Below are 15,047 nucleotides of genomic sequence, written 5' to 3' on the forward strand. Positions count from 1 at the left end.
AAAGGGAACACCATGAGCGCAACCACCGACGCAGGCACGGTGGCCCCCGCAAAGAAGCGGGGCTCGGGCCTCTTCCAGGGCCTCCAGAAGCTGGGCCGAAGCCTTCAGCTGCCGATCGCCGTCCTTCCGGCCGCAGGTATCCTGCTGCGCCTGGGTCAGCCCGACGTGTTCGGCGCGCAGGGGCTGCACTGGGGCAAGGTCGCCACCGTCTTCGCCGCGGCGGGGCAGAGCGTCTTCGACAACATGCCGCTGCTCTTCTGCGTCGGCGTGGCGATCGGCTTCGCCAAGAAGGCCGACGGCTCGACCGCGCTCGCCGCGCTGGTGGGCTACCTCGTCTACCACAACGTGCTGACCGCGTTCCCCGCCGCCGGCACCGTCACCGCCGCGACCCCGACGGGCACCCCGCAGGATCCGGGCGTCCTCGGCGGCATCGTGATCGGCCTGCTGACCGGCGTGCTCTGGCAGCGTTACCACCGCACCAAGCTGGTCGACTGGCTCGGCTTCTTCAACGGCCGCCGTCTCGTCCCGATCCTGATGTCCGGCGTCGGCACCCTGCTCGGCGTCGTCTTCGGCCTCACCTGGGGCCCGGTCGGCGACGGCCTGAACCACTTCTCCAACTGGCTGATCGGCCTGGGCTGGCTGGGCGCCGGCATCTTCGGCGTGGTCAACCGTCTGCTGCTGCCGATCGGCATGCACCAGTTCGTGAACACCTTCTTCTGGCAGCAGGTCGGCACCTACCACGGTGTCCACGGCGACCTGAACCGCTTCTTCGCGGGCGACCCGACGGCCGGTCAGTTCATGGGCGGCTTCTACCCGATCATGATGTTCGGCCTTCCGGCTGCCGCGCTCGCCATCGTGCACACCGCGCGTCCGGAGCGCCGCAAGGTGGTCGCGGGCATGATGATGTCGGTGGCGCTGACCGCCTTCGTCACGGGCGTGACCGAGCCGATCGAGTTCTCGTTCATGTTCATCGCGCCGGTGCTCTTCGTGATCCACGCGCTGCTGACCGGCGCGTCGATGGCGATCACCTGGGCGCTCGGCGTCCACCACGGCTTCACCTTCTCGGCAGGCCTGCTGGACTACGTGCTCAACTGGCACTTCGCGACCAAGCCGTGGCTGATCATCCCGATCGGCCTCTGCTTCGCGGTGGTCTACTACGTGCTCTTCCGCTTCGCCATCGTGAAGTTCAACCTCACCACCCCGGGCCGCGAGCCCGAGGAGGAGATCGAGGACGTCACCAAGGCCTGACGGCCTCGGCCGGCGCCGGCTGAGAAACCGTCAGAACGTGTACACCGCGCCCGGTCGAGCCAGCTCGACCGGGCCGCTGTACTCCACGGCCGCGTCCGAGGCGTTGCGCTGCGGGTCCGTCCACACCGGGATGTGGGTCAGCACCAGGCGGCCGACGCCCGCGCTCCGGGCCAGCTCTCCGGCCTGACGGCCGTTCAGGTGGACGCCGCTGAACTCCTCCTTGCCGTACGTGTACGCGGCCTCGGAGAGGAGCAGGTCGACGCCCTGGGAGAGGGTGACCAGCTGCTCGCACGGACCGGTGTCGCCGGTGTAGACGAAGGACCGGCCCGCGTGCGTGAACCGGAAGGCGTAGGCCTCGACCGGGTGCGCGACCCGGGCCGCGGTGACGGTCAGCGGCCCGAGCTCGAAACTGCCGTCGCTGAGCGTGCGGAAGTCGAAGACCTCCTTCATGCCCGGCTGCTCGTCCATGTCGTAGGCGCGGGCCAGCCGCTCGGCCGTGCCGGTGGGTCCGTAGACCGGGACCGGGTCCGGGCAGCCCTCGAAGCGGTAGTTGCGGGCGACGTAGTACGCGCACATGTCCACGCAGTGGTCCGCGTGGAGGTGGCTGAGCAGGACCGCGTCGACGTCGTAGAGGCCGATGTACTTCTGCAGCGCGCCGAGCGCCCCGTTGCCCAGGTCGACGACCAGGGTGAAGCCCTCCGCCTGGATCAGGTAGCAGGAGCAGGGGGAATCAGCTGAGGGAAAGCTCCCGGCGCTCCCCACCACAGTCAGTTCCATGCCGTGCCCTCCGCGTGCTCACACCCGCCGCTCCATTGCGGTGGGGTCGTGGAGGTTCGAGAGTAGAGCGGCGGAACGTCACGGTCGCTGTCACCCGGGCCGGTTGTGTTCGGAATCACCAGGACGAGGCAGCGCGGCACGCCGGAGCGGGCGCGGCGCTCAACGGCGGTTGTGTGGTCGTCGTCGTACCCATGAACGAATCGTGTCCGCGTACCAGCGCGGCTGACCGAACGAGGTCACCACGTCCGGGGCGGGGAGGATGCCCTGCCGGCGGTACGACTTGACGGTCTCGGGCTGGACGCCGATGTGCGCGGCGATCTCCCGGTAGGACCACAGGTCAGCGGCGCTCATGGGGGCCTCCTCCGTCGGACGCGGAAAGCGCTGGATCTCCAGCGTTTTCCGGCCCAACGAGAAGAAGGTCACGGCATACGTGGCTGTGGGCGTTCTGTGACGGTTTCAGGGCAGGAAACGGACAAAGAAACCGAGTCCGGCGCGGTCTTACGAAGGGGGACGTCCAGGCCGTGTTTTAGAACCCCCGCCGGATCAGCCCGCGGCGTCTGGTGCCGTGCATCGCAAGGCCGAGGGTCGGCCTCGTACTGGGTGTACTTGGCCGAGCCCGACAACGCAGCGAGGTGCGGTACCAGACGTCGCGGGCCCGGCGGGGGTTCTAAAACACGGCCTACGCCCAGAGCTGGCCTTGGAGCGCCTCGACGGCCTCCTCGGTCGTCTCGGCGGTGTAGATCCCGGTGGACAGGTACTTCCAGCCGCCGTCCGCGACCACGAAGACCACGTCGGCCCGCTCCCCCGCCTTCGCGGCCTTGCGGGCGACGCCGATCGCCGCGTGCAGGATCGCGCCGGTGGAGACACCCGCGAAGATGCCCTCCAACTGCAGCAGCTCGCGGGTGCGCTGGACGGCGTCCGCCGAGCCGACGGAGAAGCGCGTGGTGAGCACCTCGGCGTCGTAGAGCTCGGGCACGAAACCCTCGTCGAGGTTGCGCAGGCCGTAGACCAGGTCGTCGTAGCGCGGCTCTGCGGCCACGATCTGAACGCCCGGCACCTTCTCGCGCAGGTACCGGCCGACGCCCATCAGGGTGCCGGTGGTGCCGAGGCCCGCGACGAAGTGGGTGACGGTCGGCAGATCGGCGAGGATCTCCGGGCCGGTGCCGGCGTAGTGGGCGCCCGCGTTGTCCGGGTTGCCGTACTGGTAGAGCATCACCCAGTCGGGGTGCTCGGCGGAGAGCTCCTTGGCGACGCGGACGGCGGTGTTGGAACCACCGGCGGCCGGGGAGGAGATGACCTCCGCGCCCCACATCCGCAGCAGCTCGCGCCGCTCCTCGCTGGTGTTCTCGGGCATCACGCAGACCATCCGGTAGCCCTTGAGCTTGGCGGCCATCGCCAGCGAGATGCCCGTGTTGCCGCTGGTGGGCTCCAGGATGGTGCAACCGGGCGTGAGCCGGCCGGACGCCTCGGCCCGCTCGATCATGTGCAGCGCGGGGCGGTCCTTGATCGAGCCGGTCGGATTGCGGTCCTCCAGCTTGGCCCAGAGGCGTACGACACCCGCCTCGTTGCCCGGCACGCTCGCGCTGATGCGCGGCAGACCGACGAGGGGGGTGTTGCCGACGGCTTCGAGGGGGGTGTCGTACTTCATCTCAGCGCGCGCCGCCCGCGACGGCGGGCAGGATCGTCACGTTGTCGCCCGCGGCGACCGCGGTGTTGATGCCGTCCAGGAAGCGGACGTCCTCGTCGTTCAGGTAGACGTTGACGAAACGCCGCAGCTCACCCGCGTCGACGAGACGCTCACGCAGGCCGGGGTGGCGGCCGTCGAGGTCGCTGAAGAGGGCGTCGAGGGTGGCGCCGCTGCCCTCGACGGCCTTGGCGCCGTCGGTGTAGGTGCGGAGGATGGTCGGGATGCGGACCTCGATGGCCATGGCTGCACTCCAGGGTGGTCGTCTCGGTGGGAGAGGCGGAAGGCTCGGCACGCTCGGCGACCGCGGCGAGGCGCGGACGGGCGTTTCGTTGGGACTGGCGTCCTGGCGGACGGCGGGCGTTCGGCAGGCTCAGGCGGCGACGCGACAGATGGCGCTGGCAAGGCGGCACAGGTCGACATGCAGCCGCGCCACAAGGCGGGTGTCGGGCGCGCAAAGGCTCATGTCGACGGAACGCATGCCGTCATCGTATAGATTCCCGACCCCTGAACGGGATCCCCGTCCCACTCCACGGACGGATCCGTCTTGCATACCGACATACGCAAGGGCCCGCCGGTGTTCGGCGGGCCCTTCGCGACGGTTCAGGCGTAGCTCCCGACGACCTCGACGTCTTCCTCTGTGATCACGCCGTCCACAATGCGGAACGAACGGAACTGGAAGGGGCCCTCCTCGGTGCCGCACTCGGCGGTGGAGACGAGCACGTAGTGGGCGTTGGGCTCGGACGCGTAGGACACGTCGGTCCGGGAGGGATAGGCCTCGGTGGCGGTGTGCGAGTGGTAGATCACGACGGGCTCCTCGTCGCGGTCGTCCATCTCGCGGTAGAGCTTCAGCAGGTCACCCGAGTCGAACTCGTAGAACGTGGGCGACCGGGCGGCGTTCAGCATCGGGATGTACCGCGCCGGTCGGCCGGAGCCGACAGGCCCGGCGATGACGCCACAGGCCTCGTCGGGATGATCGGCACGTGCGTGGGCGACGATCGCGTCGCGAAGCTCGCGGGTGATGGTCAACATGCCGCAAGGATAGGCAGACGGGTGAGTGGCAACTGCCCGGGGGCGCGGGGCTCTGCTGATATGCGGCCCCGCTTGCCACCTCCCCTTGAGGACAAAGGTCCCCTCTAGGACATCAGCACGTCCAGCAGGGACTCCTGCAGTCCCCCCAGCCACAGGTACGCCATGACCAGCGGCTTCCGCTCGTCCTCGTCCGGCAGGCGGTAGAGGGAGTCGTCGTCCTCGGAGACCTCCAGGCGGGAGCCCAGCGTGAGGCGCAGGTCGTTCAGCGTGCTCAGCGCGTGCCCACACGCGGCGGGGTCCAGCTTGAGGACCGGGCGCCCGCGGCGATCCTGCTCCGCCGCGTCCAGCGCACGGACCAGCGCCAGCGCGTCCTCGCGCTTCTTCGCGCGCAGGTCGTTCTCGGTGAACCTGCGGAACTCGGACGACGCCGACTCGGCCTCCGGGCCCTCCGCGTACGCGTCGGGGAAGAGCCGGGCCAGCGCCGGGTCGGTCGGCGGCACGCTCGGGCCCTCGGTGAACAGCGCCGCCAGCGGGTCGTACTCCTCCGTGGCGGAGTCGCCGCCGGGGCCGGGGCCGATCAGCTCCAGCATCTGCACCGTGAGGTTGCGCAGGATGGACGCCTCGATCGGGTCGAGGGTGAGCTGCGCGCCGCCGCCGTGGGCGCGCTTGAACAGACCAGTCATCTACTCGTGCCTATTGCCCGTCACTTGTCGTGCTGCAGCGTGGCCCACAGCCCGTAGCCGTGCATCGCCTGAACGTCCCGCTCCATCTCCTCGCGGGTCCCGCTGGAGACGGTGGCACGCCCCTTGTGATGCACGTCGAGCATCAGTTGACGGGCCTTCTCCTTGGGGTAGCCGAAGTACGTCTGGAAGACGTAGACGACGTAGGACATCAAGTTAACAGGGTCGTTGTGGACGATCGTGACCCATGGGATGTCGGGATCCGGCACCGCGAAGGGGGCCTGCTCGGACTCGGTGCGCTCGATCTCAACCGGAGCGACGCTCACGACTTGCACTCCCTCGGGCTCCTGTCGACTGCACTGTCCATGCTGCCATCCGGGCGATCCCAAAGCGATTCCGCCCCCGTACGGGTGACCGCATCCGAGTAATCGTCAAAGTGACGAGTATCTGCGGTACGATGATGTCCATGGATGCTGTGCAGGTATCTCCTGTCCAGGCGTCGACGCCCACCGCCGCGTCGACCGCCCTGCTGACCGACCGCTACGAGCTCACCATGCTCCAGGCCGCGCTGCGCAGTGGCGCGGCGCACCGCCACTCGGTGTTCGAGGTGTTCACCCGCCGCCTGCCCGAGGGCCGCCGCTACGGCGTGGCCGCCGGGACCGGGCGCGTGCTGGATGCGGTCGAGAACTTCCGCTTCACCACCCCGCAGCTGGACTGGCTCGCCGACCAGGGCGTCGTCGACGACGACACGCTGCGCTGGCTGGCGGACTACCGCTTCAACGGCAGCATCCGCGGCTACGGCGAGGGCGAGTGCTACTTCCCGGGCTCGCCGCTGCTCGTGGTCGAGGGCACCTTCGCCGAGGCGGTGATCCTGGAGACGGCGATCCTGTCGATCCTCAACCACGACTCCGCCATCGCCGCCGCGGCCTCCCGGATGGCCGCCGCCGCGGGCGACCGGCCGATGATCGAGATGGGCGCCCGGCGCACCCACGAGGCGTCCGCCGTCTCCGCCGCCCGCGCCGCCTACGTCGCCGGGTTCAACGCCACCTCCGACCTGCAGGCGGGCTTCCAGTACGGCATCCCGACCACCGGCACGGCCGCGCACGCGTTCACACTGCTCCACGACACCGAGCGCGGCGCGTTCACCGCCCAGATCGAGTCCATGGGTCGCGGCACCACGCTGCTGATCGACACCTACGACGTCAGCGAGGCCGTCCGCACCGCGATCGACGTGGCCGGGCCGGAGCTCGGCGCGGTCCGGATCGACTCCGGCGACCTGCTGATGCTGGCCCACCGCGTCCGCCGCCAGCTGGACGAACTGGGCGCGCACAAGACGAAGATCGTGGTCACCAGCGACCTCGACGAGTACGCCATCGCCGCGCTGGCCGCCGCCCCCGTCGACGCCTACGGCGTCGGCACCTCGCTGGTCACCGGCAGCGGCCAGCCGACCTGCGCCATGGTCTACAAGCTGGTCGCGCGCGGCGCCTCCGCCGACCCGGACGCCGCGCTGGTGCCGGTGGCCAAGCGCTCGGCGGGCGCCAAGGTCAGCCGCGGCGGCCGCAAATGGGCGGCCCGCCGCCTCGACGCCGAGGGCGTGGCCGAGTGCGAGGTGGTCGGCACCGGCCCGGTGCCGGAGCCGCTGCGGGACAGGCTGCTCCACCGCGAGCTGATCCGCGGCGGCGAGGTCGTCGGCCGCGAGCCGCTGGGCGACGCGCGCCGCCGCCACCTTCGGTCGCGCGGCCAACTGCCGCTGTCGGCCACCCAGTTGTCCAAGGGCGACCCGGTCATCCCGACCGAGTACGTCAAAGGCTGAACCTAGCACCGATCCGAAGGACGAACGGGGGACGTTCGATGAGCACGGAACGACCACACACAACACGATGGACAACTGGTCCAGTCCACCTCTCGCGCAACACCGCTTCCCTCCCTACGCTGCTTTCAACGGACCCTGCCTACTACAGGACGTGCCAAGGAGAGTCGGAGCCATGCGCCGCGCACTGATCATCGTCGACGTGCAGAACGACTTCTGCGAGGGCGGCAGCCTGCCGGTCACCGGGGGCGCGGAGGTGGCCGCGGCGATCACCGACCTGGTCGCCGAGAGCGCCTCCGGCTACGACCACGTGGTCGCCACCCGGGACCACCACATCGACCCCGGGGCCCACTTCTCGGCCGAGCCGGACTTCGTCCACACCTGGCCGGTCCACTGCGTCGCCGGGACCGAGGGCGTCGGCTTCCACCCGAACTTCGCCCCTGCCGTCACCTCGGGCGGGGTCGAGGCCGTCTTCGACAAGGGCGCCCACGCCGCCGCCTACAGCGGCTTCGAGGGCCGCAACGAGCACAGCGTCGGGCTCGGCGACTGGCTGCGCGAGCACCACGTCACCGAGGTGGACGTGGTCGGCATCGCCACCGACCACTGCGTGAGGGCGACCGCCCTGGACGCGGTCCGCGAGGGGTTCACCACGCGGGTGCTGCTGGACCTGACGGCGGGTGTGGCCAAGGCCACAACGGACGCCGCGCTCGACGAACTCCGGGCGGCGGGTGTGGAACTGACGGGTGATCCGGTCGTGGTCACCGACTGATCGCGCAGGTCCGGGAGGGCAGGGGAAGAGGCCGCCCGAGCCGGGGAAGGGGCAGGAGCGAGGCCGGGAGTGAGCCCGTGCGCCCCCCGTGCATCGGCCCGCTCGGTCACCTTGGGCTGATCGGCACATGCGCTGGGTATCTGCCGATCAACAGCACGTGTCCCCGCTCGAAACCGCCCCCGGCGGGCCCGCATGTTCCGTGGCGCGGCCCGCAGTTCCCGATGCGAAGGACGGAACGCCCCATGCCACGTCCGGCTCTCTCCCAGCTCGCCGTCGGCACCCTCGCCGTCGTTGCCACGACCGTCGCGCTCCTGGCGCTCTCCGGGACGCAGAGCGTCCTGGCGATCACGCTCCTGGCCCTGCTCTGCCTCACCCTCGGCACGGTGACCGCCGCCCGCCGCGGTCGGCACGGTCCGCGCGCCCGTCGTCCTGCGCCCGCCCCCGGGGCCTCGCGCCAGGGCGGGCGGACGCAGGTGGTGGCTCGCGGCGACGCCCCGGCCACCCCGCCCCTGCGGGTACCCGAACCGGAGCGTGTCGCGCACTGAACAGTCCGAACGAGTCGGCGAAGCAACGAACTGAGCAACCGTCAGAAGGCGTCGACCACGACCGTCTTGGCGGCCTTGTCATGCAGGCACTGCCGGTACGGCTGGTCCCAGGTGCACCAGGCGCCGTCCACGACCTGCCAGAGGCAGCAGAGCAGGGCCGGCAGGTCCCACACCGCGGCCCGGATCCAGCCCATCCTGCCGAACGGCGGGGACCCGTCGGCCAGGGCCGCGACCCGGATCCGCAGTGCCTTCATGCCCAGCGTCTGACCGCCGGCCTTGGTCAGCATCAGGCCCTCGTAGAGGAAGGCCGCGAAGACGGAGACCAGACTGGCCGTCAGACTGAGGCCGCCGCGGTCGTGGTTGTTGGCCGTGGTCGCGAGGAGCGACAGCGGAACGGCGATGATCGCCAGCACCAACCAGTCGATGATCTGTGCGAGCAGCCGCTTGGTCAGGGCCGCCAACGGCGGCATCCCGCTCTGCTGCATGCCCGGACCGGGCGGCGTGTAGGACGGCTGCCCGCCGCCGGGACCGCCGGGGGTGGCGTAGGGGTTGGCGTACGGGTCCGACTGCGGGGGCGGCGGAGGTGGCGGCGCGTCGTACGGCGAGCCGCCTGAACCGGGCCGGTCCTTGTCGAACGACGGCGGCTGCTCGGGCTCGCCGCGCTCCGGAGGCTCAGGTGTCGTCATACCAGGAGTGAATCACTCCAATTGGACATTTTGTCGGATCCTGGGGTGTTTCTCCCATCCCCTGGATTGACGCAGCGTCAGCCCGACCGCAGCGCCTCCTCACCGCTTCGCGACGAAGGTGCGCGCCAGCTTGTCGTGCCAGCTCTGGCGCAGCCTGCGGTCGGTGGCGCAGGGGATCAGCTCCAGAACGCCCAGCAGCACGAAGACCGACGTCTGGGCGACCGCCGTCCGCAGCAGGCAGCGTCCGAGGCCGGGCCGCTGCCGGGTCCGGGAGTCGAGGACGCGCAGCCCGAAGACCGCCTTGCCCAGCGTCCGGCCCCACGCGGCGGTCGGGATCGCCTCGTAGACGACGCCCACCGCCAGCAGTGCGGCCAGCAGGATGCCCGCGTTCGCCAGCACCGTCCCGTCGAGCAGCCACACCGTCTGCGGCGAGCCGCTCACCTGCGCGGCGTTGATCTTCGCTTGGAGATGCAGCACCACCCGCTGGACCAGCACCACGGCCAGCACCCCGACCAGCGCGTACGCCACGACGGTGTCCAACAGCCGGGCCCCGAGCCGCGGCCCGAGCAGCGCAGGCCGCGCCTTCGGCTGCGACGCGCGCACCCGCGTCGACGACGCGTCGGCGGACGGACGCGCCGTCCTGCGCGGAGCCTGCGGGACCGTCGGAGCGGTCGGGATGGTCGGCGTGGTCGAGAGGCTCGGGATGGTCGGAGCGGTCGAGGCGGTCGGGATGGTCGGAGCCGGTCGCCGCTCCGTCGCGGGCTTCACGGCAGGACCGCGCTCCGCGACCGGCAGGCCGCCCACACTGAGGGCCTGACTGTCCGTCACTGCGCCGTCCCGCTCGTCCCCCCGCGGCAGCGTCGGCGTGGCGAGCAGGGCGGACGGAGGAGCGGGCGGGGCGGCGGGCTCCGGCGGGAGCATGAGGTTGCCGAACGACGGGTGCCCGGTCCCCTCCCACCCCGACGGCTGCCGCGCACCCGCCTGTGCGGGCGGCAGTGGAGCGGCGGGCAGCGGAGCAGCCGGGAGGCCGACGCTCGGCGCCGTCCCTGCCACAGGCGCGGACGGCTGGGCGTGACCCTGGTGCGGATCGGCCCAGGCCTCAGCCTCGTAGTAGGACACGGGCGGCAGATGTGCCCGTCGGGTCTGACTCAGCGCCAGGCGCAGCGCGGAGGCGAGCTCGTCGTCCCCGTCGGCGTCGGCGTCGAGCGCGCCGGAGATGATCGAGTGGCCGCCCCCCGCCCGCGCAGGCACGGTCGGGACTGCGGGCTGCGCCTCCACTTCAGCCGAAGCGTCCGCCGAAGCCGTCAAGGCAGCCGAAACCGCCGAAGCCGCCGATACCGCCGGGGGCGCCTCGTCCGGCACGCCCCAGGACACCCAGCGCGGCACCTCCGGCTCCAGCAACCCGTGCTGTGCCTCCGGCGACGCGTTCCACACGGTCGCAGCGGCCCCGGCGCCGTACTCCGGGGCGGCCGGGACGGTCAGCGCCGCCGCGCCCGTCTCATCCAGGAAGACCGGGCCCGTCTCCTCCGCACGCGGCGGCGGAGGCGGGGCCACCCGCAGCGGTCCCCGGGAGCTCGCGCGCGGCGGAGGCGGCAGCGGCACGCCGTCCGTGGGCGCGGGACGCGCACTGCCGGGCGTCCAGCCGTCGCCGTCCCAGTAGCGCACGAAGCCAGGGATCGAAGGGTCGGGGTAGTAGCCGGGCGCGGGGCGATCCCCGGGGGGCTGAACCGTCATAGATGCATACCCGCCTTGTCGACTCCGGTGGCGGCGGCTCGGCCGTCGGCGGCCCGGCAGCAGAAGCCCGGGCACGTCCGATCGCGACACGACGAACACGTCGCGTCCCCACCGCGTCACCCAGCGTAGTACCGAGCCCGCGCGGCCCACGCGACTCGCGAGAAAAACTTCCCGAACCGCTGTAAGAACCGTCGCCGACCGCTCTCTCCCCCTGTGAACGGCGCCGGCACCGGCGACGTCACGCAACTCGGCACCAGCCGATCGGACCCGAAGGAGCGCGTCATGGCCGCCGCCAACCACAGCAACGAGCGGGACAACGAGCGGACGCACGCGTGCGTGCAGCAGGAGGTGACGGTTCAGCTGGTGCTCTCCCCCGAGCGCGGCATGCCCGTCCCGGCCCTGCTGATGTACTGCGCGAACGACCCCTACGCCGTCCACATGACCTTCCACCTCGGCCAGGACTGCCCGGTGACCTGGGTTTTCGCCCGCGAGCTGCTGGTCGAGGGCGTCTTCCGCGCCTGCGGTCAGGGTGACGTGCGGATCTGGCCGACCCGGGCCGACGGGCGCAACCTGATCTGCATGGCGCTCAGCTCCCCCGCGGGTGACGCACTGCTGGAGGCCCCCACCGCCCCGGTCGCGGCCTGGCTGGAGCGCACCTTGCGGCTGGTTCCGACCGGGACCGAGGAGGCGGCCCTCGACGTGGACGGCGCCCTCGCCGACCTGCTGGGGAGCGCGTGAACCGTCGATCCGCGCTGCGTGCAGCAGCCTTGCTGACCCGCTTATGCCCTGTCCGTCAGACCCTTGTGTCTCCGCCTAGCGCTCCACGGCCGACGTCGACGTGGAGCGCTCCAGCCTGTCCGCACCGTCTCCGCCGCCACTGCCGACCCGCGAGTCCGACGAGCCCCACAGCTCCCATACCGAGGCGAACCCGCCGCTGCGCCGCAGCGCGCGGCGGACGCGTTCTGCCATCAGCGCCAGGAAGGCCAGTCCGTAGAGCGGGTAGATCGACACCACCGGCCGTGCGTAGAACGGCAGGTGCAGCGTCGTCAGCTTTCCGTGCGGCACCAGCCACATCGAGTAGCAGCAGAAGACGAACCCGGTGATCCACGCCAGCACCCGCCACTGCCGTCCGGCGAATCCGGGTGCCGCGACGCCGCGACGCTGCCTGGCACGCTCCGCCGACACCTCCGCGCCGAGCACGACCATCAGCGGCAGGCACCAGACCCAGTGGTGCGTCCAGCTGATCGGCGAGATCAGCAGCATGGTGACGGCACAGGTGAGCACCGACCAGGCCCGGTTGCGGGGCAGCCGGCGGCACCGGCGGTCCAGCAGCACGGCCACGGCCAGTCCGCCCACGGCGACGACGGCGACCAGCACCAGCGTCAGGTTCCCACTGTGCATGGTGAGTTCGAGCCGGTCCATCAGGCCGCGCAGCGACTGGTTGTCGACGATCCATTCCTTGCCGACCCGGCTGGTGATGTAGAGGTCCTTGGTCCAGAAGGTCCAGGCCGCGTGCGGCAGCACCGCCGCCCCGAGCAGCACCGTCCCCGCGAAGGACGCGACCGCCGTCCCCGCCGCCCGGAAACGGCGCGTCAGCAGCAGGTAGACGATGAAGAGACCGGGCGTCACCTTGAGCCCGGCCGCGAGCCCGATCGCGATGCCCTTGTAGCGACGGCTGTCCGGCAGCGCCAGGTCGAACAGGATCAGGCCCAGGATCAGCAGGTTGATCTGCCCGTAGCGCAGCGTCGTCCACACCGGCTCCAGCCAGACCCCGAACCCGGTGATCAGCAGCACCGTCGCCGGGCGCAACGCCCGGCTCGGCCAGCCCGCGAAGCGGCAGCAGAGCACCGCGACCACCGCGAGCTGCCCGAGGTTGATCAGCGTGACGACGATCCGGAGCGCGGAAATCGACAGCCAGGACACCGGCGTGAACAGCATCGCCGCGAACGGCGGATAGGTCGCGGGCAGCGTGGCCGGCCCGACCCGCAGTTGGTAGAGGTCGCGCCCGTGCACGACCGCCGCGCCCTCGGCCTGGTAGACCCGTGAGTCGATCATCGAGACATGGGCGAGGTGCCGGATCACCACGTAGAGCAGCAGCGAGCCGAACGCGGCGAGGGCCGCGTTCCGCGTGGTGCGCCGAGGCGCCTCGCGCAGTGCCTCCCTGGCCGCCAGCACGGCCTCGCGGACACCACCGGTACCCCGTCTGACGCTCGTCACGCACTCACTCCTTGTCGCATACCCTGCGTGACAGTAGCCCATGAACACGCTGCGGGTACGACAGCGGCGGCGCCGGTCAGGTTTCCCCGACCGGCGCCGCCGCTCCGCCTGCCCGCCCACGGCCCGTGTACGACCGGCCCAGCGGGGCGAGGCTCAGCCCGCGTACGTTCCGAACGCCTTGGTGAAGCCGAGCGGCGACTGCACGATGCTGCTGCAGGTCGGCGAGGCGTAGCTCTGCGCGCCGCCGGAACACTCCGCGTCACGGGCCGCGGACCACATCGACAGCCAGCCGAGGTGCTCGGTGGCGGCGAACTTGGCCAGCTGCGTGGCGTCGGCGGTCGTGAAGACCTCGTCGCTGGTGTCGTTCACGCCGATCATCGGAGTGACCGCGACGTGCTGCCAGGCGGTCGCGTCGCTCCAGCCGAAGATCGACTTCAGCTGCGCCTCGGTCGCGGTGGCGGCGTCGATCGCGTACTGGCCCATCTTGCCGCTGGGGCTCGGGGCGGCGTAGTCGCCGTAGTCCATCGCCATGACGTTCACGGCCGAGACGTCGACCCCGGCGGTCTTGGCGTTGGTCAGCAGGTCCGTCCCGGACTGGACCAGTCCGGAGGGCAGCACCGGCAGGGTGAAGGAGACGTCGAGCGTCTTGCCCTTGGCCTTGGCGTTCGCCTGGAGCTGGGCGATGGCCTGGTCGCGGAGCGCGATACCGGCGGTGTCGCTCGCCGCCGCGCCTTCGACGTCGAAGTCGATCTTCGTCAGACCGTAGGCGTCGATCACCTTCTGGTACGCGGCGGTCAGCGCGCCGACGCTGCTGCAGGAGTCCGCCAGCTCGGTGCCGTTGGCCCCACCGAAGGAGACCCGCACGTCACCGCCCATCGCGCGGAGCGCGGCTATCTGCCCCGGCACGCCGTCGTTGGTCAGCGCGGTGACGCCGCCCCACATCGGCGTGCAGCTGCCGCCGTCGACGATGAACGCCAGGTTGAAGTTCTTCACCCCGGTCGCCTTGGCCGTGGCGACCATGTCGTAGGCCGGGTAGAGCGACGTGTCGATGTACGGCGAGAAGCCCGCCCCGGACGCGGACCCGGTGCTGGACGGCGTCGGCGTCGGGGTACCGCTGGCAGTAGCGCTTGCGCTGGGACTGGCGGTCGGGGACGGCGTGGAGCTGGGCTTCGAGGACGACTGACTCGGCGCGGGGGTGGGCTTGCCGGTGGTCGGCTGCCCGGACGGCGTCGGCGCGGAGCCGGTGGAGCAGTCGGCGCCGTTGATGGTGCAGTTGGTGGGCGCGCCCGAGCCGTTGACGACGAATCCGACGACGGCGTGCTGGTTGGACGCGAGGGTGCTGTCCCAGCTGTCGGGCTTGACGGTGACGTGGCCGCCGCTCGCGGTGTAGGTCGCGTTCCACAGCGAGCTGATGCTCGCGCCTGCGGGCAGGTCGAAGGTCAGCGACCAGTTGCTGATGGTGCTGCCGGTCGGGTTGCTGACGTCGTACTGGGCGCTGTAGCCGCTGCCCCAGTTGCTGGTCGTCGAGTAGACCGCACCGACGGTGGCCGCGTTGGCCCCCGAGGCCAGCGCGACCGCGCCTCCGGCCATCAGCGCGACGCCTACGGCGGACGCCCCGAGGACCGCGCTGCGGCGCGGACGACGACGGGATCGGCGGGCGTGGTTCGTCATGCGGGAGTACCTCCACGGTGCGCTCGGATTACCGACCGCGCGGCGCCCCTCCGGGGCAGAGCCGAAGGAACCCCCCAGGTCACCACCGCCGCGCGATCCAACGTCCGCGACGCTAGCCCCTTCCCGAGGACGGTTCGGGGTGTCTGAGGCGGCGGTAGTACGGGCTTAGGGCCCGCTTAAGGAAGTCACCGTTC

General features: G+C 71.1%; 17 protein-coding genes. 5 read left to right on the forward strand and 12 right to left on the reverse strand.

Translation table 11 applies throughout. The features are described from left to right. The first annotated feature begins 12 nt into the window (after positions 1-12). Positions 13-1,248 (forward strand): PTS transporter subunit EIIC, encoded by a 1,236-nt coding sequence (locus ABH928_RS18895; RefSeq protein WP_370067839.1) that lies wholly within the window; start codon positions 13-15, stop codon positions 1,246-1,248. Between the two features lie 30 nt (positions 1,249-1,278). Here ABH928_RS18895 and ABH928_RS18900 read toward each other — a convergent pair whose 3' ends face one another. The 8 genes from ABH928_RS18900 to clpS all read right to left on the reverse strand — a co-directional run bounded on the left by ABH928_RS18900 (position 1,279) and on the right by clpS (position 5,756). Next, on the reverse strand, positions 1,279-2,025 hold the full coding sequence (locus tag ABH928_RS18900; protein ID WP_370067841.1) for an MBL fold metallo-hydrolase: 747 nt from the start codon (positions 2,023-2,025) through the stop codon (positions 1,279-1,281). Positions 2,026-2,184: 159 nt separating this feature from the next. Further along, positions 2,185-2,376, reverse strand: coding sequence for a MarR family transcriptional regulator (locus ABH928_RS18905; RefSeq protein ID WP_370067843.1), 192 nt, complete (start codon positions 2,374-2,376; stop codon positions 2,185-2,187). Between the two features lie 328 nt (positions 2,377-2,704). After that, on the reverse strand, positions 2,705-3,673 hold the full coding sequence (locus ABH928_RS18910; RefSeq protein ID WP_370067845.1) for a PLP-dependent cysteine synthase family protein: 969 nt from the start codon (positions 3,671-3,673) through the stop codon (positions 2,705-2,707). A 1-nt stretch (position 3,674) separates the two neighbouring features. Continuing rightward, on the reverse strand, positions 3,675-3,953 hold the full coding sequence (locus tag ABH928_RS18915; RefSeq protein ID WP_370067847.1) for a MoaD/ThiS family protein: 279 nt from the start codon (positions 3,951-3,953) through the stop codon (positions 3,675-3,677). Between the two features lie 129 nt (positions 3,954-4,082). Continuing rightward, positions 4,083-4,190 carry a putative leader peptide gene (locus tag ABH928_RS18920; protein ID WP_370067850.1) on the reverse strand — a complete coding sequence of 36 codons (108 nt, stop codon included), beginning with the start codon at positions 4,188-4,190 and terminating at the stop codon, positions 4,083-4,085. A 122-nt stretch (positions 4,191-4,312) separates the two neighbouring features. Continuing rightward, positions 4,313-4,741, reverse strand: coding sequence for a Mov34/MPN/PAD-1 family protein (locus tag ABH928_RS18925; protein ID WP_370067853.1), 429 nt, complete (start codon positions 4,739-4,741; stop codon positions 4,313-4,315). 104 nt (positions 4,742-4,845) lie between these two features. Further along, positions 4,846-5,424 carry a DUF2017 domain-containing protein gene (locus ABH928_RS18930; protein WP_370067855.1) on the reverse strand — a complete coding sequence of 193 codons (579 nt, stop codon included), beginning with the start codon at positions 5,422-5,424 and terminating at the stop codon, positions 4,846-4,848. Positions 5,425-5,444: 20 nt separating this feature from the next. After that, positions 5,445-5,756, reverse strand: a complete 312-nt coding sequence (gene clpS, locus ABH928_RS18935) for an ATP-dependent Clp protease adapter ClpS (protein WP_370067857.1) — start codon at positions 5,754-5,756, stop codon at positions 5,445-5,447. A 131-nt stretch (positions 5,757-5,887) separates the two neighbouring features. Here clpS and ABH928_RS18940 point away from each other — a divergent pair, with 131 nt between their 5' ends. From ABH928_RS18940 to ABH928_RS18950, 3 genes are all read left to right on the forward strand, one after another. Further along, positions 5,888-7,234: a nicotinate phosphoribosyltransferase gene (locus tag ABH928_RS18940; RefSeq protein WP_370067859.1), complete on the forward strand. Its 1,347-nt coding sequence runs from the start codon at positions 5,888-5,890 to the stop codon at positions 7,232-7,234. Between the two features lie 172 nt (positions 7,235-7,406). Continuing rightward, the gene (locus ABH928_RS18945) at positions 7,407-8,000 is read left to right on the forward strand and encodes a nicotinamidase (RefSeq protein WP_370067861.1); all 594 of its coding nucleotides are present in this window, start codon (positions 7,407-7,409) and stop codon (positions 7,998-8,000) included. Between the two features lie 242 nt (positions 8,001-8,242). After that, a complete protein-coding gene (locus ABH928_RS18950) occupies positions 8,243-8,545 on the forward strand; it encodes a hypothetical protein (RefSeq protein WP_370067863.1) in 303 nt (100 codons plus the stop codon). A gap of 41 nt (positions 8,546-8,586) precedes the next feature. On the opposite strand, the gene ABH928_RS18955 is transcribed toward ABH928_RS18950, so the two are convergent. Together ABH928_RS18955 and ABH928_RS18960 are read right to left on the reverse strand one after the other, a co-directional pair. Then, positions 8,587-9,231 (reverse strand): RDD family protein, encoded by a 645-nt coding sequence (locus ABH928_RS18955; RefSeq protein ID WP_370067865.1) that lies wholly within the window; start codon positions 9,229-9,231, stop codon positions 8,587-8,589. A gap of 99 nt (positions 9,232-9,330) precedes the next feature. Further along, positions 9,331-10,965, reverse strand: coding sequence for an RDD family protein (locus ABH928_RS18960; protein WP_370067867.1), 1,635 nt, complete (start codon positions 10,963-10,965; stop codon positions 9,331-9,333). A gap of 282 nt (positions 10,966-11,247) precedes the next feature. Between ABH928_RS18960 and ABH928_RS18965 the strand changes: the two genes are divergently transcribed. Continuing rightward, positions 11,248-11,703 (forward strand): SsgA family sporulation/cell division regulator, encoded by a 456-nt coding sequence (locus ABH928_RS18965; RefSeq protein ID WP_370067869.1) that lies wholly within the window; start codon positions 11,248-11,250, stop codon positions 11,701-11,703. Between the two features lie 75 nt (positions 11,704-11,778). Here ABH928_RS18965 and ABH928_RS18970 read toward each other — a convergent pair whose 3' ends face one another. Continuing rightward, positions 11,779-13,182: a glycosyltransferase 87 family protein gene (locus tag ABH928_RS18970; RefSeq protein ID WP_370067871.1), complete on the reverse strand. Its 1,404-nt coding sequence runs from the start codon at positions 13,180-13,182 to the stop codon at positions 11,779-11,781. 153 nt (positions 13,183-13,335) lie between these two features. After that, entirely contained in the window at positions 13,336-14,853 is a 1,518-nt protein-coding gene (locus tag ABH928_RS18975; protein WP_370067873.1) for a cellulose binding domain-containing protein, read from the reverse strand. Positions 14,854-15,047 lie beyond the last annotated feature (194 nt).

This window comes from Streptacidiphilus sp. MAP5-3 (genome assembly GCF_041262505.1).
Lineage (GTDB): Bacteria > Actinomycetota > Actinomycetes > Streptomycetales > Streptomycetaceae > Streptacidiphilus.

Bases quoted from the DNA above. Each gene is read 5' to 3' on its own strand.
- ABH928_RS18895 (WP_370067839.1), top strand. From the start codon at position 13: ATGAGCGCAACCACCGACGCAGGCACGGTGGCCCCCGCAAAGAAGCGG.
- ABH928_RS18900 (WP_370067841.1), bottom strand. From the start codon at position 2,025: ATGGAACTGACTGTGGTGGGGAGCGCCGGGAGCTTTCCCTCAGCTGAT.
- ABH928_RS18905 (WP_370067843.1), bottom strand. From the start codon at position 2,376: ATGAGCGCCGCTGACCTGTGGTCCTACCGGGAGATCGCCGCGCACATC.
- ABH928_RS18910 (WP_370067845.1), bottom strand. From the start codon at position 3,673: ATGAAGTACGACACCCCCCTCGAAGCCGTCGGCAACACCCCCCTCGTC.
- ABH928_RS18915 (WP_370067847.1), bottom strand. From the start codon at position 3,953: ATGGCCATCGAGGTCCGCATCCCGACCATCCTCCGCACCTACACCGAC.
- ABH928_RS18920 (WP_370067850.1), bottom strand. From the start codon at position 4,190: ATGCGTTCCGTCGACATGAGCCTTTGCGCGCCCGACACCCGCCTTGTG.
- ABH928_RS18925 (WP_370067853.1), bottom strand. From the start codon at position 4,741: ATGTTGACCATCACCCGCGAGCTTCGCGACGCGATCGTCGCCCACGCA.
- ABH928_RS18930 (WP_370067855.1), bottom strand. From the start codon at position 5,424: ATGACTGGTCTGTTCAAGCGCGCCCACGGCGGCGGCGCGCAGCTCACC.
- ABH928_RS18940 (WP_370067859.1), top strand. From the start codon at position 5,888: ATGGATGCTGTGCAGGTATCTCCTGTCCAGGCGTCGACGCCCACCGCC.
- ABH928_RS18945 (WP_370067861.1), top strand. From the start codon at position 7,407: ATGCGCCGCGCACTGATCATCGTCGACGTGCAGAACGACTTCTGCGAG.
- ABH928_RS18950 (WP_370067863.1), top strand. From the start codon at position 8,243: ATGCCACGTCCGGCTCTCTCCCAGCTCGCCGTCGGCACCCTCGCCGTC.
- ABH928_RS18955 (WP_370067865.1), bottom strand. From the start codon at position 9,231: ATGACGACACCTGAGCCTCCGGAGCGCGGCGAGCCCGAGCAGCCGCCG.
- ABH928_RS18960 (WP_370067867.1), bottom strand. From the start codon at position 10,965: ATGACGGTTCAGCCCCCCGGGGATCGCCCCGCGCCCGGCTACTACCCC.
- ABH928_RS18965 (WP_370067869.1), top strand. From the start codon at position 11,248: ATGGCCGCCGCCAACCACAGCAACGAGCGGGACAACGAGCGGACGCAC.
- ABH928_RS18975 (WP_370067873.1), bottom strand. From the start codon at position 14,853: ATGACGAACCACGCCCGCCGATCCCGTCGTCGTCCGCGCCGCAGCGCG.